The organism is Flavobacterium sp. A45 (assembly GCF_002001005.1).
Classification (GTDB): domain Bacteria; phylum Bacteroidota; class Bacteroidia; order Flavobacteriales; family Flavobacteriaceae; genus Flavobacterium.
Genome location: NZ_MUNX01000059.1, coordinates 1 through 20,649, shown reverse-complemented (window position 1 = coordinate 20,649; position 20,649 = coordinate 1). Strand labels below are relative to the sequence as shown.

Genomic DNA, 20,649 nt, shown 5'->3' with positions numbered 1-20,649 from the left:
TTTATTATGTACAAATTATTGCTTAATCTTCGATGCATTATGTGTGTTATAGGGCTGCTGCTTTGCCTAAGCACTTATGCTCAAAATTCAACAATCAGCGGGATTGTTAAAGATGAATCTGGGAAACCAATTCCTGGTGCCACATTGCAAATAAGCGGGACAACTGCTGCTACTTCTAGCGATTTTGATGGAAGCTTCAAAATCTTGGCAGCTAAAGGAAATGTTATCATTGCCTCTTTTATGGGATACGATACCAAGAATGTAACAATTTCAGATCAAACTACTCTTAATATTGTGTTGAAAACCTCAAACAAGGAATTGCAAGAGGTAATTGTTATAGGATACGGTTCTGCCAAAAAGAAGGATTTAACAGGTGCAATAGCAACGGTCAAGTCTCAGGAAATAGCTGGGCGCAGAACAGTTCAGGTTTCTGATGCTTTACAAGGTGCTATGGCTGGAGTTACTGTAACAAGAAATGGAGCGGCACCAGGCAGCCAGTCTAAAATACGTTTTCGTGGAGTAACAACATTGGGGGATACAGGAGGAAATGATCCTTTAATTATTGTTGATGGAGTGCCTTCCGGAAATATTGATTATCTAAATCCTGATGATATAGAATCAATAACAGCTTTAAAAGATGCTGCTTCTACCGCTATTTATGGTTCTAGGGCTGCTGCAGGGGTATTGTTGGTAACCACTAAAAGGGCAAAAACAGGAAAAACTAGTTTTGATTATAGTTATGAGTATGCTCAAGCTTCGCCTGTAAACCAACCTGGCACGACGGGTGCAGTTAGGTATATGCAGTTATATAATGAGTATCTTTCTAATGATGGAGCTGCTCCATTATATTCTCAGGCAACTATTAATAATTATATGGCCAATAATGCAAGTACACCTGATTTGTATCCAGATACGGATTGGCAGTCTTCAATCATTAAAAATAATGCCCCAAGAATAATTCATAATCTAGCGTTTTCATCCGGTGCTGAAAACATTAAAACCAGAGCTACTTTCGGATACTCTTCCAGTGAAGCACTCTATGATAACCGTGGTTTTAAAAAATTAAACGCAGGAGTTTACAATGATTTTAAATTCAACAGTAAGCTGACAGCAAGTTTTGATGTCAGTGCAGTGAGAACAGAAAGTAAAGATGTCAATATCTTTAATAATAACATTTTTCTGGATGCTAGAATTATGCCTCCAATCTTTGATGATTATTATTCTGACGGAAGATTTGCACTTGGCAAGGACGGTCGAAATGCATTGGCACAAATCAGTGAAGGAGGTTTTAAAAAGGATATCGTAAGTAACCTAACGGGTAGAATCGCAGTAAATTTTAAGCCTCTCAAAGGATTGACATTAACTGGTCAGGCAGCGCCAACTTTAATTTACTCATCCAGTAAGCAATTTATTAAGGTTGTTGAATTTACAGATGTTTTAGATCCATCAAAAAAAGTTGCAGTAGGACAGCAGCCGGCTTCTTCTTCATTGAGAGAAGAAAGACCTTATTATTACAGGTTTAATGGACAGTTTGTTGCTAACTATGCCAATAGTTTTAGTAATAATCATAATGTTGAGGCTACTGTTGGTTATGAAAATAACTATTCCTACAATGAAACTATAACCGCTTCTCGCGCAACATATACTTTGTCAAATTATCCTTATTTGGATGTTGGGCTTCCAACATTTAGAGATAATGGAGGTTCAGCTTATGAAACAGCATTAAGTTCTTATTTTGGTAGAGCATCCTACAATTTTAAAAACAGATATTATTTGCAGGCTGGCGGTCGTTATGACGGATCCTCAAGGTTTAATGAGGATCAAAGATGGGCTTTCTTTCCGTCTCTGGGTGCTGGATGGGCTGTTTCAGAAGAGCCATTTTTTAAATCGGTTAAAGAGTGGGGAGTCGATTTCCTGAAATTTAGAGGTTCTTGGGGACAGTCAGGTAATGAACGCATTGGGAATTATCCTTATCAGGCGAGCATTAATTTATATAATTCGCTATTCTATCAAAACGGTGCTGTTGTTGCTCCTACCTCAGGTTCTCAGGTTAATTATGCTGTTAATGACATTACATGGGAAACCCAGGAAAGTACAGATATAGGTTTGGATGCAACATTCCTAAAAAATAGGTTAACTGTAAGTGGTGATGTGTTTTACAAACAAACTAAGGATATTTTGCTTAAATTAAACGTTCCTCTTTATCTTGGATATGAAGCACCTTTTCAAAATGCGGGTAAAGTTAGTTCTAAAGGTTTTGAAGCGACGGTTAATTGGTCAGACAGCATTGGAGAAGACTGGAAATATAGTTTAGGTGCAAATATAGCCGATGCTAAAACAAATGTTGATGATTTGAAAGGAACTTCGATACTTGGGGATACATCAAATATTGAAGGAGAGGAATTTGCTGCTTGGTATGGATATAAATCAAACGGAATATTTCAAACAGCCGCAGAAGTTGCTAGTTCTCCGGTAACAAATGCCAGTACCAAACCTGGAGATGTTAAATACGTTGATATTGATGGAGACGGTAAAGTAACTCCTGATAAGGACAGGGTTATTTTGGGAGGATCATTGCCACGATATACATTTGGATTCAATGGTAGGGTGACTTACAAAACAATGGATTTTTCTTTTGTAGCTTATGGTGTAGGCAAACAACAGGTAAGGTTAAGTAATTATGCTGTACAGCCATTTCAGGAAACATTTGGTAATGTTCCAACGCTGATTGATGGTAATTTTTGGAGCACTAGTAACACTCCAGAGCAAAATGCTGCCTCAGAATATCCAAGATTGTCTAATGCAAGCAGTGGAAATAACTATGCAATGTCTGATTTTTGGTTGGTTGATGGTAGTTATTTAAGAATTAAGAATATCACATTTGGATATAATTTTACTAAAAAAATTACTGACCAGTTAGGAATACAAGGACTTCGTTTGTATGTGGCCTGTAATGATGTATTTACCTTTAGTAAATTTCCGGAGGGTTCAGATCCAGAAGTAGATGCTATTTCTTATCCAATTGTTAAAACCTTTATGACAGGTTTAAATGTTAAATTTTAAAAAATAATTATTATGAAAATTTCAATATATTTAAGTGCATTATGTCTGCTTCTTTTTGCCGGCTGTCAAGAATTAGATTATAATCCTCTATCGGATCCATCCAGTGGTAATTTTTACTCTAACGAAACCGAACTTACCATAGCGGTAAATGATTTGTATCGCTTTTCGTTTATCGCAAATGATAAAGAAGAGTACAGTGATAATTTTTTATACAGAGCCAATCCTAATGCTGTGATAAGCGGTACGATGAACAGTGGTGATCCAGATGCCCAAAAATTGTGGGCTGATGCCTATAAAATAATTACTAGAGCCAACACCATAATTGCCAGCATGAGCAGAGCTTCAGAAAACACCTCGGCTGCAGCCTTGGCTTCGTTTGAAGCACAAGCTAAATTAGCACGAGCCTATCAGTATTCAAGGCTTATTACTCATTTTGGTGATGTGCCTTTAATTAAGGAACCAATTACTTTAAGTGAATCCTATTCTTATACCAGATCTGATAAAAATATTGTACTGGAATTTATTTTTGAAGATTTAGATTTTGCTGCCGCAAACCTGCCAGCTTCTTACAGTGCAAGTGCAATACAGCGTTTTACAAGTGGTACTGCATTGGCTGTTAAAGCAAGAACAGCTTTATATATGGGAAAATATGATATTGCCAAAGCAGCTGCCAAGGCAGTTATAGCTTCAAATGCTTATACGTTGTATCCAAGCTATCGCGATTTATTTTTAAAAGCGGGAGAACAATGCAAAGAAAATATTCTAACAGTCGTTAGGGACCAAGCTAATGGTGTTGTTTCAGATGGGTTTATTGCCCCAGATCATATCGCTCGAAACGCTGGTGGATTTGCTGCTAAATTCCCAACTTGGGAATTAGTGGACTCCTACGAGTGTACTGATGGACTGCCAGTTGATAAATCTCCATTATATAATCCACAAAAACCTTTTGCAAACAGGGATCCACGTATGGCACAAACTATTGTTCCCTTTAGTTCTATCTGGCTTGGTTACATCTATCAGCCACATCCGGACTCACTGACTGTTAGAAGAATTAGTGACAATGCTATGGTAAAAAACAACGATAATCGTGCAAATGCAATTAATGCTAGTTTTTCAGGTTTTTTATGGAAAAAAGGAATAGATCAATCTTGGGCTGATAGAAAATTAGAAGACAATGATTTAAAAATTATCCGTTATGCCGAAATGTTTTTGATATATGCTGAGGCTGATGTTGAAATGAATACAATTGATGCGACTACTTTACTTTACCTCAATACCGTTAGAGCAAGAGCCTATGGGAAAACAGTAGGACAGACTACGCTTTATCCAGCTGTTACAACAACAAATCAGGCAGATTTACGAACCATTGTTCGCCGAGAACGTCGCGTTGAATTTGCATTTGAGGGATTACGATACATGGATCTAATCCGATGGAGAATTGCAGAAAAAGCATTAAACAAACCTGGTGTTGGTATACCTGATCCAGTTCCTGCCAATAATATCCATAAGGCAAAATTTCCTTTTGCAGGTGCACCCGTAATAGATGCAGATGGTATTCCGGATTACACGCCATACATTGCCACAGGGGCGGCTAAAAATTTTACAACCAGAAAATTTGATGCCAGTAAACAATATCTATGGCCAATTCCAGCAATTGAAAGAACTGTTAATCCAAATCTGACACAAAACCCTAATTACTAAATTAGATTATACTATTTACATAATATATGGAATTAACTGATTATATAATACTTATTCTATATGCTGCCGGTATTTTACTTATCGGTGGCATATTGTCAAAGCGGAATAAAACTTCAGATGATATGTTTGCTGTAAGAAAGCAATCTCCCTGGTGGCTTTCGGGATTATCTGCTTTTATGAGTGCATTTTCTGCAGGGACATTTGTGGTGTGGGGCGGTATTGCATACAAACAAGGTTTGGTGGCTGTCAGTATTCTGATGTGTTCGGGAATTGCATCATTTTTGGTGGGGAAATTTTTTGCTAAAAAATGGGCTTCACTTAATATAAGTACAGTAGGAGAGTATGTGTCAATTCGTTTTGGCCAGGGAGCTGTGCAGTTTTATACTTGGGTCGGCATGCTTTTTAAAATTATTGCCATGGGTGTAGCATTATACTCATTTGCGGTAGTGGTATCGTCACTTATACCTTTATCGGCAGATAATTGGTTGGCTGATCCAGTTACCCATAAGTTATCAATTCCATATACTATTATTATTTCGGGCTTTTTGATGCTGATGTACGCTGTAAGCGGCGGTTTGTGGGCAGTTTTAATTATTGATGCTGTTCAATTTGTTGTATTAACGATGACCGTTTTGTTTGTAGTGCCGCTAAGTATTCAAAAAGTGGGAGGCGTGACAAGTCTTATTGATCATTTGCCTGAAACATTTCTTTCTCCGGTCTCCGGCAATTTTACATGGCTGTTCCTAATCGGCTGGGTTATCGTGCATACTTTTAAATTAGGAGGAGAATGGGTGTTTGTGCAGCGTTTCTTAGCAGTCAGCAGTCCTGAAAATGCCCGTAAATCATCCAATTTGTTTGGGTGGCTTTATATAATAAGTCCTATTATCTGGATGCTTCCGCCTATTATCTATCGCGTTTCCCACCCTGATGCTGCTCCGGAACAAGCTTATATTCTTGCTTGTGCATGGGTATTGCCGCCAGGATTGATGGGATTGCTGGTAGCAGCTATGTTTTCATCGGCAGCAAGTTACATTGACGGTGAAATAAACGTATACGCAGCAGCAATCACCAATAGTGTCTATAAAGATATTATAGCCCCTAATGCGAGTGAAAAAAGTGTGGTATTTGTAGGGAGATTGAGTTCGCTGGTAATAGGTCTTCTTATCATGGCAATCGCTGTCTGTGTTCCTTATTTTGGCGGTGCAGAGCAAATTATATTAACCGTTACGGGCTTACTCGTTGTTGCGATGGTGTTGCCCATGTTGTGGGGATTGTATTTTGGAAAAATAAAACAAAGTTCTATTTGGTGGTCTACGGGAATAACAGTTATGGTTTCTCTTTTTCTGAAAATGGCAATATCCATAAAATCGGATAACTTCATAATGAGTCTGTATTATGCAAACAGTCAGCTTTTTGAAGTGGCTGTTGGTGTTTTTGTACCGTTAATTGTCTTAGCCGTTATGGAGTTTGGTTCTAAAACGGTTGATCCAGGATTTAAGGAGATTCAGGAAAAATTAAACAGTAAACAAGCTATTTCAAATTCGGAAGAGGATCATCAATTAGCCATTTTTCCAGCTCGCTTATTAGGTTTCAGCATCGGAGTATTGGCTGTTATTATGTTTGGACTGATGTTGTTTACCACCGATTCTTCTCGTACTCTCATTGGAGTGTTTTCAGCAGTTTTATTTATACTCAGTACAATTATTTTACTTTCATTAAAAGTAAAAAAATCAAAAAAAATTATATCTACAAATTCAATTTAAATGCAAAATTTAGAAGAAAAATACAATATAGTAGTTGTTGGCGGCGGATTGGCAGGTTTTTGTGCAGCCATTGCAGCAGCTCGTTTAGGCAGTAAAACTTGCATAGTTCATAATCGTCCCGTTTTTGGAGGCAACAGCTCTTCCGAAATACGCGTAACTCCACATGGAGCCTGTGCTTTTCATGCATATGCTAGAGAAACCGGAATTATTTCAGAATTACTTATAGCAGAAAGAGCAGTAAATCACGAAGAAATTTTTGAGAATGGCTGGACTAATAGTATTTGGGATTTAACCATGTATAATCTTGCTCAGTCCACTCCCAATCTTACCATCAAAGTAAACACCGATGTGTATGAAATTATTAAAGAAGATAGACTGATTAAAGCAGTAAAAGCAAGAATTCAAAATTCAGAAACTGATGTGCTGCTATATGCAGATACTTTCATTGATGCTTCTGGAGATGGAATAGTTGCCGATTTGGCTGGCTGTGAATACCGTTTGGGAAGTGAAGCGAAAAGTGAATTTAACGAACCTCATGCTCCAGATGTTGCTAGTAAAGATGTGATGGGAAGTTCTATCCATTTTAAAACAAAATATATTGGGAAGCCTTGTGACTATAAAGCTCCTGAATGGGCAATAAGTTATGACGATGCCAGTTTTTTTTACAAACAGGGTAGACCGCCTAAGCAAAAAAGAGGTGGGTATTGGTGGATTGAGATTGGTGTTCCTTACAATACCATTACTGATAATGAAACCATAAGACATGAACTTACCCGTCACGCATTAGGAGTATGGGATTGGATGAAAAATAAAGATCCTAAAATGATGGAGCTTACCAAAGAGTATGCTTTGGACTGGGTAGGGCAGGTGCCTGGAAAGAGAGAAAGCCGTCGTATTATGGGACAGTATTTAATGACCGAACATGACCCGCAGAATTGTACGGTTTTTAATGATGAAATTGCATTTGGCGGATGGTTTATTGATCTCCATACACCAGGTGGTTTGTTAGCAGCTAACAGCGAACCGTCCAGTAATGAAAATTACTCGACATTTTCTGAATATGCAGTCAAAAGTTATGCAGGACCTTATGGAATTCCATTAAGGAGTCTTATCGCCAAAGACATGGACAATTTAATGATGGCAGGCAGAAATGTCAGTGTAACTCATGCAGCTTTGGGAACGGTAAGGGTAATGAATACGACTGCATTGATGGGACAGGCTGCAGGAACTGCCGCCGCACTTTCGTTGCAAAGAAACTTGCCAGTAACAGAAGCCCCTGCTAAGATTATTGAAGAAATTCAGCAGCAGCTGCTTAGAGATGGTTGTTTCCTGCCAAATTACAGTAATAAAGATGAAAAAGACATTGCACTTCAGGCTAAGATTACCGCCAGCAGCGAAGCTCTTTTATACGGAGCAGGCCCCGAGAGCAAAGGAGCACATGAGGGATTAAAAATTTGGGAAGACCAGCCGCAGTATGAGATTGAAAAGATGGAATGCCGAAAAGGCCAGCTTATTGCCATTGGCTCTTCATTCATAAATAAAATTGAGGTTTGTATTCGCAATAATTCAGATAGTGAACAGAATTTCACCGTACAGCTTAGGAAAAGTGAGCATATTTGGGATTATAGTGTTGATAAAGGGGAGGTTTTATCAGAAGCAGAATTAAGTATCTTACCCGGTACACACTGGGTAGCGTGGCCTGTTGATCTAAAAAATGCACCAGTAGGAGAGTTTGTTCGTTTGGACATTTTGCCAAATGCGGCATTAGAATGGCTTTGTGCTGGAAAAATTGAATCCGGTCACATGGCCATGTACCAGATAAGTGCAGAAAAAATGCGCCGATTTGGAAACGGGCAGACTTTAAGTTTTAGAATAGAACCTGCTCAGCCTTGTTTTAGCCCTCAAAATGTAATCAGCGGTGTCACAAGACCGCATAAATTTACTAATCTTTGGAAATCTGACCCAAATCTCCCATTATCCCAATTTTTGCAGTTAAGCTGGGAAAAAAGTAAGGTAATCAAAGGAATTGAACTGACTTTTCCAGGACATCTACTTAGGGAATATCATGCTTATGATCCATTTTACCGTGATCCGCAATGTCCAAAAGACTATGAAATATTGGCTTTAAAAGACAATAAATGGGAGAAAGTTTTAGAAGTTACAGAAAACTACCAGAGACAGGTAAAGCATAGTTTTGAGGGTATTGAAACCACAGAACTTAGAATACAGGTAAATGCTACCAATGGAGATCCTTCTGCTCAGATATATGAAATAAGATGTTATGAATAATATATTGAATAATAGAAAATCAGTTTTAGCCTGTCTTTTAATGGTCAGTGTTTCTCTGTTTGCACAGCAACAGGAGGGGAAATACACCATTCGTTTGGATAAGCCGGAACAAACCATTTGGGGTTTAGGAATCGAAATACAAAATGATGCCATTGGTTCTGGAAACATCGGCTTGCCCAATGAAGTGATTGCCATTCCCAATAATTTGGAAAAATCCGAAAGGAAACGGCTTTATAAAGATATGCTGAAAGGTTTTCGCTATTGCCGATTGGCGATGGGACTTTATTTCAGGGGTTTGGACAAAGAAGGAAAGCGTTTTCAAGAGAGATATCCGAATCAGCTCAATGATTTAAAGGAACTGATGAAAGGTTCAAAAATGGAAGGCATATCCTTGGAGTATTGGTCGGTTGCGCCTTTTTGGAAATCCAATAATGCTTTTATTGGCGGAACATTGAAAAGTACTGATGCTGCATTTTTAAATGATTTTGGAGATGCTTTGGTAGATGATGCCAAATTTTTGGATAGTAATGGTTTAAAAGTAAGAATGTGGGGACTGCAAAATGAAGCTGGACAGCATGTTAAGCCAAAAGGGTACATCGCTCCACCTCAAAAACCAGTGGATCCTAATGATAAAATGGCCAATCAGTCATTTTCAACTACTGAATATTTTGATGCAGAAGTTTACTTGAAAGCATTTAAGGCAGTTGCTCCAAAAATAAAAAGTGCTTTTCCTGAGGCAATCATAATGGCTGATAGCTGGGATGGACACCTCGGACTTATAGCAGAGGAAATTAAAAAGGACAGTGTAGCATTGAAACATGTGGATGCATGGGTTTTACACCGCATCGGTGCTGATTCGAATATCCTTATTGATGATGCTGTAAAATACAACAGCAATACTGATGGCAAATATGTTTTTACCAACGAGTTTGAGTATTTTAATTATACTAAAAATGATGAAATAAACGATGGGAATTTTGTTAATACTGCCCAAACCATAATGAATTGGATGACGTTTACCAATTCCCCTACTTGGTTTTGGTTGCACGCACTAAAACCCACTTATAATGAAGAAGCGCAAAGTTTTGCACTTGGAATTTGGCGCCCCTACAACGATGATAATTTCAATCATTTTAAAAATATCCAAAAAGGCCATTGGGACTATGTTCCTAGGAATTTTAATGCCATTGCAGGATTTTTAAAATACATGCCTTGGGACTCCAAAAGATACCATATTGACGAAGGCACGGTTTTGAAAGATAACCGCATAATGGCTTATAAAACTCCGAAAGGCAAATTAGTAATTGTTTTGACTAATCGTTCTGGTAAACCCTTTCAGTTTAATGTAGTGCCAAACACTAAAGGGAACTTTAAAGGATATCGCTATACGCCATACCAGAAAGATGTATCGATAGGGAAACAATCGGGTGAAAAATTTAATGCTCTTGTTCCTAATCATGCTGTAGAGTTTTGGGTTGAACAATAATCGGAGGTACTTTAAATGAGTTTCAATTAAAAAGGAGCAAAATTTACTTAAGAATTTTAATATCATTCAAATATGTATATAAAAAGAAATATTAGATTGTCATTAATTGTGATTGTGGCTTTGATTATTCCTTGCGGTATAACAGCTCAATCCAAAAGTGACGCAATTTATCTCAATAAAAATGCTTCTATAGAACAACGGGTAGAAGATTTGTTAAGCCGAATGACATTAGAAGAAAAAGCAGGTCAGCTTAACCAGTTAAATTATGGAATGTTTACTGGTCCTGATAATAAGGCTGATGGAGAACAGGAGAAACTTGATCTTGTCAAACAAGGTAAAGTAGGTTCATTACTCAATACTCTTGGGGTTTCAAAAATCAAGAAAGTACAGCAGATAGCCGTAGAACAAAGCCGGTTGAAAATTCCATTACTGTTTGGTTTTGATGTAATTCATGGTTATAAAACTTTATTCCCAATTCCGCTTGCTGAAGCGTGCAGCTGGGATATGGATCAGGTAAATAAAAATTCCAGAATAGCTGCAAAAGAAGCTGCTGCATCAGGACTTAACTGGATTTTTGCACCTATGTGTGATGTTTCTAACGATCCCAGATGGGGTCGTGTAATGGAAGGAGCGGGAGAGGATCCTTATTACGGTTCTGTTATTGGAGCAGCTAGAGTTAAAGGTTTTCAAGGGAATCTTGATAGTGTTTTTGATGTTTTGGCATGCGTTAAGCATTTCGCCGCTTATGGCGCAGTTGAAGCCGGCAGGGAATATAATAATGTTGATGTTTCCAGAGTAGCGTTTTACAACAAATATCTGCCTCCTTATGATGCAGCAGTGAGGGCAGGAGCAGCAACAGTTATGACCTCATTTAATGTTTTTGACGGTGTACCTGCAAGCGGTAGTACATTTTTGCTTACCGATATTCTAAAAAACAGATTAGATTTTAAAGGGTTTGTCGTGAGTGATTGGAATGCATTTGCAGAAATGATTGCCCATGGTTATGCAATGGATAAAAAAGACGCTGTATATAAAGCAATAAAAGCGGGCAGTATGATGGATATGGAAAGCAGAACTGCCATAAATTACCTGCCAGAACTTGTAAAAGAAGGTAAGCTGAGTTTAGACCAAGTCGATAAAGCAGTTGGTGCGATATTGTACTATAAGTTTAAACTCGGACTGTTTGAAAACCCTTATCGTTTTTTGGACACAAAGCGTGAAACAGAAAATATATTCACTACCGAAAACAGAAAGATTGCTAAAGAAGCAGCCGAAAAAAGCATTCTGCTTCTTAAAAACAGTCAGCAGATTTTGCCTCTTAAAAACCCAAATCAAAAAGTGGCTTTGATTGGTTATTATGCTAACAGTAAATCGGATATGGTTGATATGTGGAAAGCTACTGCAGATGCACAGGATTGTGTTACTATTTACGAGGGGTTAAAAAAGCAGTTCTCAAATTTAACTTTTTCTGAAGGCTATAACAAAGATAATTCTACAACAGAAGCTTTAATTAACGAGGCTGTAAAAAATGCTGCAGCTGCAGAATTGGTTATTGTTAATATTGGCATAACCAGCAATTTGTCCGGCGAAGATAAGTCTTTGGCTGATATTAACATTCCTGAAGGACAAATACAGCTGCTGAAAGCGTTAAAGAAGACCGGAAAGCCAATTGTAACTCTTGTATCTTCAGGAAGGCCAATGATTCTGACTGAAGTAGAGGGTTTGAGTGATGCGCTTGTTCAATGCTGGGTTTTAGGAACCGAGACCGGTAACGCAATTGCTGAGGTAATTTTAGGAAAGTATAATCCATCAGCAAAAACGGTAATGAGTTTTCCTTATGCTTTAGGTCAGATTCCGGTTTATTACAATCATTTTAATACTGGCCGTCCAGCTCCTGAACCAAATGCGAAAGACAAACCAGCCGATTTTTATTCCAGATTCCATGATATTCCAAACGAACCTTTGTATCCATTTGGTTACGGTTTGAGCTATACTGCTTTTGAATACAGTAATATTAGTTTATCATCCAAAACTTTGGATACAAATAATTCTTTATCTGTAACGGTTGAACTTAATAATACGGGTAAATATGATGGAGAGGAAGTGGTACAGCTTTATATTCAGGATGTAACTGCATCAATTGTAAGGCCGGTAAAAGAACTTAAAGGGTTTAAAAAAATTATGCTTAAAGCGGGAGAGAAAACAATCGTGAGCTTTAAAATATCTTCAAATGATCTTGCATTTTTTGATCATGAAGGAAAATCCATTATTGAGAATGGGAAATTTAATGTTTTTGTAGGAGGCAATTCACGTGATGTGTTGTCTTCATCATTTGAACTTGTACAATAGTTTAGTTTTATAAAATTAAAATTTTTATCATGAGATTCATTATTGGCTTTGTTTTTTCTTTCGTCAGTTTGTTGGGTTTTTCTCAATCGAATGCTGTTTTAAATTCCCGGGAAAAACTTTCATTAGACGAAGGCTGGAGGTTTCATTTAGGTGATATCCCTTTTCCGGAGGTTAAAGGACATGAGAACAGTTATTTTAATGCCAAAGCCGGAAAGGCAGGCGGTGCTGCTGGGACAGATTATGACGATACCGATTGGAGGATTCTTAATCTGCCTCATGACTGGGCAGTGGAAGGCGGTTTTGATCCTAATGAGAATCTGGCACAAGGATATCGCAAGCGTGGAATAGGATGGTATCGCCGCAGTTTTAAGATAGACCCAAAAGACAGAGGAAAAAACTTGGAGCTTCAATTCGATGGTGTAGCCACTCATTGTACAGTTTGGTTTAACGGAATTGCAGTACACCGCAACTGGTCTGGTTATTCTTCTTTTTATATTGATATTACCGCCATGGCTAAATACGGAGATGAGCTGAATAACATTTCGATTCGTGTTGATGCGATAGATCAGGAAGGATGGTGGTATGAAGGTGCAGGGATTTACCGTCATACATGGCTGGTCAAACGTTCACCATTACATATTGTGACAGATGGAGTATTTGCGCATCCTGTTAAAAGCGCATCTGGGGAGTGGGAAATACCTATTGAAGTAAGCTTGCAGAATACAGGAAACACAAGTGCTGATGCTACTGTATCCTCTACACTTATCGATCAAAATGGTAACATAGTAGTAAGCGCAGAAACATCTGCTAAAGTGGGAGTACTGGATAAAAATACAGCACATTTATTGCTTAAAACAAGTAACCCTAAATTATGGTCTCCAGATGAACCAGTTTTGTATAAGGTTCATACAGTGGTGAAACAAAATGGTCTTCCTGTTGATACTTTAACTACCAAATGCGGATTTAGAACTATTCGTTTTACTGCAGATTCTGGCTTTTATTTGAATGACAAACCTCTTAAGCTATTGGGTGTCTGCAACCATCAGGATCATGCTGGTGTAGGAGTTGCGGTTCCAAATTCTTTATGGGATTTTAGATTGAAAAAATTGAAAGAAATGGGTGCTAATGCATACCGCTGTGCCCATAATCCACCTTCAGCCGAGTTTTTAGATGCCTGCGACAGAATGGGGATTTTAGTGATGGATGAAAACAGGAATTTCAATTCTTCTCCTGAATACATTAATCAGTTAACTTGGATGGTGCGTCGGGATAGAAATCATCCCAGTATTATTTTATGGTCTGTTTTTAATGAAGAACCAATGCAGGGAACAGAAATTGGTTACCAAATGGTACGCCGCATGAGTGCCGAAGTTAAGAAATTAGATACTACCCGGCCTGTAACTGCTGCCGCAAACGGAGGACTTTTTGAGCCTGTCAATGTTTCCCAAGCCGTAGATGTGGTTGGATTTAATTATCAAGTGAATAATTACGATCGTTTTCATAAAGAACATCCAGAGATGTTACTTACCAGTTCAGAAGATGCATCAGCAATTATGGTTAGGGGCAATTATACAACTGATGCTGCAAAACATACCTTAGATGCTTATGATACTCAAAAACCGAGCTGGGGATCTACACATCGAGAGGCGTGGAAAGCTGTCGCAGAGCGTCCTTATTTAGCAGGCTGTTTTGTTTGGACTGGTTTTGATTACCATGGTGAACCGACTCCTTATGACTGGCCAACGGCTGGTTCTAATTTTGGTATTTTGGATTTATGCGGATTCCCCAAAACGGCTTTTTACATACATCAGGCACAATGGGTTAAGGATAAACCAATACTTCAATTAGTACCGCATTGGAATTGGGATGGCCAAAACGGAAAACCAATTAAGGTAATGGCAATGAGTAATGCAGATGAGGTGAAATTGTTATTGAATGGGAAAGAAGTAGGTAAACAAAAAGTAGATAAATATGAAATGAACAGTTGGGAGGTTCCTTATCAGCCAGGAAAATTGGAGGCAATAGGTTATGTTAAAGGAAAAGAAGTCTCGCATTTTAGTGTGGAAACTACAGGAGAACCAGTACAAATCAGATTAACACCAGACCGTAATAAAATCAGCGGAGATGGATGGGATGCTGTTCCGGTTACCGTGGAAGCTTTAGATTCGAATGGAAGACCAATGCAAACAGCAAATTTACCGATAGAATTTGAACTGCAAGGAGGCGGAAACATAATTGGTTTGGGCAACGGTGATCCCAATTCACATGAAATGGAAAAAGGAAATAAACGCAGTCTATTTAATGGACTGGCTCAGGTTATTTTACAAAGTGCTAAGGGAAGCAGTGGTCAATTAATTTTGAAAGCAAGATCTCCGGGTTTAAATTCTACTACTCTAAGCATTGAAGTTGTCGAAGCAAAAAACATACCCTCAGTTCCAGTTGAAGAGCCTTACTTGGTATTGGATAAATGGCTGATTTCACCTGTAAGCAAAGTGAAACCAGATCCCAATCAAGTAATTGAGGGTAATGATATGAATAGTTGGCAGTCGGTAAAACCAGGTCATATGCAGACTTTTTCAGAAGGTAACTACGTAGTGTACCGTACCAATTTCAAACCATATTTAGCACAGCAAAATAATGGGGGTAAAATTATTTTAAAAGCATTAAAAGGTAAAGCTGAAGTTTGGTTAGATAAAAAATTACTGGCTGTAAAGAGTACGGAAAGCTCTAGTGATTTTGTAGTGCAAATGCCTGCTGGTAAAGGCGAACGAGAAATTAGGGTATTAATTGAAACCGAAAAGGGTAATAAAGCAGGTTTAGGTGGTTTAATTACAGTTGAGTAGCCAGCCAAATAGTTTAAATTTTGCGGGCTGTTTTAAAGCTTAATCGCGTAGAATATCACAAACAAAGAATTTAAAACACTAACTACGATAGATTGGTTATCTACTTCCATAATAAGTGTAGCGTTTTTTATTAAATGGATTAGTTAGTAACCCCGGAAGTAAAATGACTTTCGGGGTTTTTCTATTGTAACCGAATCAATTTTGTATCAATATAACTTATTTCACAAACCCGAGGCACTTGGAATCCAAATTAAATAAATGGATTGACTGGTAATTTGAATTAGTTATTCAATTTAATGAACCCACCATCAATTGGATAATCGCAACCGGTAATGAAACCAGCTTCGTCGCTGCATAAAAACAAAGCCAAAGCGGCTACCTCTTCAGGTTTTGCCATGCGGCCTATAGGTTGTGATTTTGATAATTTTTCAAACATTTCGGCTTCTTGACCTGGATAGTTTTTAGAAATGAACCCATCCACAAAAGGAGTGTGTACTCGTGCTGGAGAAATCGAATTACAACGGATGTTTTCGCCCATATAATCTTTGGCAACGGATAAAGTCATTGCCATTACTGCTCCTTTTGCAGTAGAATAAGCAAATCGATCTGGAATACCAACCCAAGCAGCAATAGAAGCCATGTTCAAAATAACTCCACCTCCAGAAGTTTTTAGATGTGGCACTGCAGAATGCAAACAATTGTAAACGCCTTTTACATTTACGCTCATGATGCGATCAAAGTCGGCTTCTGGAGTAGTTTCTACTTTTCCCACATGGGCAATTCCGGCATTGTTAACCAAAATATCTATAGCTCCTATTGTCTCGAATGTTGCAGATACCTCTTGCTGATTGGCCACATTGCAGGCATGCGAAAATACTTTTCCACCAGATAGTTTTATTTCTTCTACCGCTGATTGGGCACTTTCCTGAGTCAATTCAACAATATGGACTTCGGCACCTTGCTTGGCGAATAAAACCGAAATGGCTTTTCCTATTCCGCTGCCGCCTCCCGTAACTACTGCCTTTTTATTTTGTAATGAAAACATATATTATATTTTTAGATTTTTTAATAATTGGCTAAATGCATAATTCACTCCCAGTTTCTTTCTTTTGGATAGGAGGGAAGAGTTTTTATAACGATACACCGCGTTTCCACGGAATAAAATCATCTTGGTTCAATTGCACTGCTTTAGGAATAATTTCTCCACTGGCAGCTTTAATACAATACTCCAAAATATCTTCGCCCATTTGCTCAATGGTTTTTTCACCACTGATTACCGGCCCACAGTCGATATCGATAATATCGCTCATTTTTTTAGCCAAAATGGAATTGGTCGCTACCTTTATCACTGGACAAACCGGGTTGCCTGTTGGTGTCCCCAAACCTGTGGTAAACAATATTAATGTTGCTCCAGATGCGGCTTTGCCAGTTGTTGCTTCTACATCATTTCCTGGGGTACAAACTAAACTTAGACCTGCTTTTGTTGCTGGTTCGGTATAATCCAATACATCGACTACAGGTGCTGTTCCCCCTTTTTTGGCCGCACCGGCACTTTTTATCGCATCGGTTATTAGACCGTCCTTGATATTTCCAGGTGAAGGATTCATATGAAAACCCGAACCCACTTTATGAGCTAGAGCATCGTAGGATTGCATCAAATCTATGAATTTTTTAGCCGAAGTTTCAGTTGTACAACGGTCAATCAGATTTTGCTCTACTCCACATAATTCTGGGAACTCAGCCAATAGAACTTTAGCACCCAAAGCCACTAATAAATCTGAAGTATATCCTACTGCTGGATTTGCTGAAACGCCACTAAAACCATCACTTCCACCACATTTTACACCAACACACAATTCACTTAAAGGTGCTTCTGTTCTTTCATATTGATTGATTTCTATTAAGCCCTCAAAGGTTTTTTTAATTGCATTGGCTACTAATGCTTCTTCGCTTTCGGTTTGTTGCTGTTCAAAAATAAACAACGGCTTATCGAATGCTGGATTTTGTTTTTTTACATCATTTACAAAATCTTGTACTTGCAAATGCTGGCATCCCAAACTCAATAGCGTAATACCTCCCACATTTGGATGGTTGGCATATGATGCTAGTAAAGAACTCAGCGTTGCCGAATCCTGTCGTGTTCCGCCACAGCCTCCTTGGTGGTTAAGGAATTTTATTCCATCCACATTTTTGAATACTCTGTTTATAACATTGGTTGGCATTAGCTGTAAATCGACTGCATTAATATCTTCTCCACTTTGATAGCTTTTCAGCAACTGATGTGTGAATTGCGTGTATTTATCGCTTACAGAATAGCCCAATTCATTGTGCAAAGCTTCTTTTATGACATCCAAATTTCTGTTTTCACAAAAAACTGTTGGTACAAACAACCAGTAATTTGCTGTTCCTACACGACCGTCTTTTCTTTTATAGCCTTTAAATGTTTTGTCTTTGTATTTAGAAACATCTGGGGCTTGCCAGGAAAAGTCGGTAAGACGATATCCGTAAGGTTCGGCTGCATGCTTTAGATTTTCGGTGGTCATTAAGCTTCCTTTGGCCACATCGGATTGTATTTTTCCTACCAAAACACCGTACATAATCACTTCATCACCTTTGCTTAAATCAGAGGTATAAAATTTATGTTTTGCTTTAATGTTGTCTTGAAGAATATATGTTTGTCCTTCAAAAATAATACTTTCTCCTTTTGATAAATCGATCAAAGCCACCAGTGCATTATCGCTCGGGTGCATTTTCACTACTAATCTTTTCATTTCCATAATTATATTAAGTAGAATTTATGCTTCGTTTGTTTTATGTCCATTAAATGCAAACAGTAGTACCACTGAAAAACAAGCCAATGGAACGATATAACCGTTTTGGATACTTCCTGTAGCATCCGAAATCAATCCTAAAACAGGAGGCAATAATGCTCCTCCCACGATTGACATTACAATTAATGATGATCCTATTTTAGTATTATGTCCGAGTCCTTCAATTCCCATGGAAAATATAGTAGGGAACATAATGCTCATAAAAAATGCGATTGCTATTAACGTATACACTACAACCATTCCTGTACCCATTATAGCCAAAACAGAAAGTAAAATATTGATTATTGAATAAATGATCAATAATTTTCTTGGCTGTACATATTGCATGAAAAATGTTCCTGCAAAACGGCCTAACATGAATGTTAGACCAAAAAAACCTAAATATTTGGCCGCTGTATCTTCGTCAAGACCCGCAGATGTTGTTGCCATTTTTATAAAAAAACTAGCCACACAAACTTGCGCTCCTACATAAAAAAATTGTGCCAGAATTCCCCATCGTAATCGCATCGACTTTAGGGCACCTGAAAAACTTGCACCATCTATTCCGTCTTTGTCTTCGTCTTTTACATCGGGCATATTAGTAAAATAAAAGACTACTGCCACAGCCAAAATAATCAAACCCAAAACTAAATAAGGCATTTTGACACTCGCGGCTTCTTCCAAAAGATAAGTGTGTAATTCCGAAGGATTCATAGCGTCCATTTGTTCTTGCGTAAGATTTTTTCCGGACAAAATCATAGGACCTATATATGCTGGAGCAATAAAAGCGGCAAGCCCATTAAAGGATTGCGAAAAATTTAATCTTTTGGTGGCCGTTTCAGAAGGTCCTAATATAGTAACATAAGGATTGGCTGCGGTTTCCAAAAAAGTAAGTCCGCAGGCGATAATAAACAAGGCTCCCAGAAAATAAATATATTGTAACGAATTGGCTGCCGGAACAAATAAAATTGAACCAATACCAAATAAAACCAATCCTATCATAATACCCGATTTGTATCCATACTTTCGCATGATATAGCCCGCCGGCAATGCCATAACAAAATAGGCTATAAAAACCGATGAATCGATCAAAGAAGATTGCAAGTCCGTAAGGTTAAAGGCTTTTCGTAAATGAGGAATAAGGATTGGATCCAAATTGTGTACAAATCCCCAGAAAAAAAATAAGCTGGTTACCAACACAAAGGGAAATAACCACTTTTTATTTTCTTTAGAATCAATGTTCTTTTGAACATCAGAAGGAGGTGATAATGCCATACGTATTTTATTAATTTTTTACTGTTTTAGAAATCGAAAGGTATAATTCCTAATGTAAATTTATTAATTCAATATTATCCTAGATTAACTATTTATTATCTCAGTAAATTTAAATAAAAAGATTTCCTGGTATAACTTATTGTATAGCTGTTGTTTAGTTTGAAGATTATTCGATAGAAATTAATTTTCTGCGTTTTTGCGGTATTCTTTCGGAGTGGTTTCCGTCAGTTTTTTGAAAAGTTTATTGAAATTGGAAACGGTTTTGTATCCACATTCATATGCAATTTCAGACATTCCCATGTCGGATTCAATCAGAAATTTACAGGCATTGGAAACCCGAATCTCATTGAGGTATTCGACAAAATGCTTTTGGGTTTTCGACTTGAACATTCTGCAAAAAGAGGTTGGAGTCAGATTGGCAATTTTGGCAATTTCATCCAATGAGATATCTTGTTTGAAATTGTTTTTTACATATTCAAAAACATCCGAAAGGCGATCATTTTTTGCACTGTCATTCACTGGAGTGTAAGCTTCGTTATTTACAAACGAAATATCGCTGCTTTCAGAAAGCATTGATAAAATCTCAAAAAGTCCAATAATGATTTCGAAGTTTTTTTTGTGAACCAGTTTCTCTAATTTTTTAGCAATCAGTTCATTTGTTTTTCCGGTAATAGATAAACCTCTGCCAGCTCTATTAAAGAGATTGTTTATTTTTTGCGTTTCTTTTAATTCATAAAAAATTGGACCGAAGATATCTTTGTTAAAATAAACAACAATGGCTTCGGCTTTTAATGTATTAATTCCTTTATAATAAATTTCGTCATTTAGCCATACATGAGGAATATCTGAGCCAAGGAATACCATGTCACCCGATACAAATTGTTCTACCGAATTTCCAACAATTCGCTTACCGTAACTTTCTTTGATATAGACTAATTCGAGTTCAGGATGTGAATGAAAAGGAGATTGAAAAAAGGATTCCTCACGGGAAATAACAGAAATATAGCTATTTAGGTAAGATGAAATTTTTGTTTTTTCAATTTTCATTATTCGTTTTTTTTGAGCAAAGA

Annotated in this window: 11 protein-coding genes; 7 read left to right on the top strand and 4 right to left on the bottom strand. The window is 37.7% G+C overall.

The window, feature by feature from the left end; genetic code table 11:
• The first annotated feature begins 6 nt into the window (after window positions 1-6).
• The 7 genes from B0E44_RS04420 (at window position 7) to galA (ending at window position 15,494) form a co-directional block, all read left to right on the top strand.
• Entirely contained in the window at window positions 7-3,063 is a 3,057-nt protein-coding gene (locus B0E44_RS04420) for a TonB-dependent receptor (RefSeq protein ID WP_077370994.1), read from the top strand.
• Between the two features lie 12 nt (window positions 3,064-3,075).
• Window positions 3,076-4,764 (top strand): RagB/SusD family nutrient uptake outer membrane protein, encoded by a 1,689-nt coding sequence (locus B0E44_RS04415; protein ID WP_077370993.1) that lies wholly within the window; start codon window positions 3,076-3,078, stop codon window positions 4,762-4,764.
• Between the two features lie 122 nt (window positions 4,765-4,886).
• Window positions 4,887-6,527: a Na+:solute symporter gene (locus B0E44_RS04410; protein ID WP_165688765.1), complete on the top strand. Its 1,641-nt coding sequence runs from the start codon at window positions 4,887-4,889 to the stop codon at window positions 6,525-6,527.
• Complete coding sequence (locus B0E44_RS04405) at window positions 6,528-8,816, top strand: FAD-dependent oxidoreductase (protein WP_077370991.1); 2,289 nt, start codon at window positions 6,528-6,530, stop codon at window positions 8,814-8,816.
• A complete protein-coding gene (locus B0E44_RS04400; RefSeq protein WP_077370990.1) occupies window positions 8,809-10,302 on the top strand; it encodes a glycoside hydrolase family 30 beta sandwich domain-containing protein in 1,494 nt (497 codons plus the stop codon). Before B0E44_RS04405 ends, B0E44_RS04400 begins: the two co-directional genes overlap by 8 nt.
• Before the next feature lie 72 nt (window positions 10,303-10,374).
• Window positions 10,375-12,651: a glycoside hydrolase family 3 N-terminal domain-containing protein gene (locus B0E44_RS04395; protein ID WP_124019276.1), complete on the top strand. Its 2,277-nt coding sequence runs from the start codon at window positions 10,375-10,377 to the stop codon at window positions 12,649-12,651.
• A gap of 29 nt (window positions 12,652-12,680) precedes the next feature.
• On the top strand, window positions 12,681-15,494 hold the full coding sequence (gene galA, locus B0E44_RS04390) for a beta-galactosidase GalA (RefSeq protein WP_077370989.1): 2,814 nt from the start codon (window positions 12,681-12,683) through the stop codon (window positions 15,492-15,494).
• Window positions 15,495-15,774: 280 nt separating this feature from the next.
• Here galA and B0E44_RS04385 read toward each other — a convergent pair whose 3' ends face one another.
• The 4 genes from B0E44_RS04385 to B0E44_RS04370 form a co-directional block, all read right to left on the bottom strand.
• Window positions 15,775-16,539, bottom strand: a complete 765-nt coding sequence (locus B0E44_RS04385) for an SDR family NAD(P)-dependent oxidoreductase (protein WP_077370988.1) — start codon at window positions 16,537-16,539, stop codon at window positions 15,775-15,777.
• A gap of 85 nt (window positions 16,540-16,624) precedes the next feature.
• On the bottom strand, window positions 16,625-18,265 hold the full coding sequence (locus tag B0E44_RS04380; RefSeq protein ID WP_077371116.1) for a UxaA family hydrolase: 1,641 nt from the start codon (window positions 18,263-18,265) through the stop codon (window positions 16,625-16,627).
• 24 nt (window positions 18,266-18,289) lie between these two features.
• On the bottom strand, window positions 18,290-19,579 hold the full coding sequence (gene fucP, locus B0E44_RS04375; RefSeq protein WP_077370987.1) for an L-fucose:H+ symporter permease: 1,290 nt from the start codon (window positions 19,577-19,579) through the stop codon (window positions 18,290-18,292).
• A 180-nt stretch (window positions 19,580-19,759) separates the two neighbouring features.
• Window positions 19,760-20,649 (bottom strand): AraC family transcriptional regulator (locus B0E44_RS04370; protein WP_077370986.1); only part of this gene is annotated, 890 nt, incomplete at its 5' end.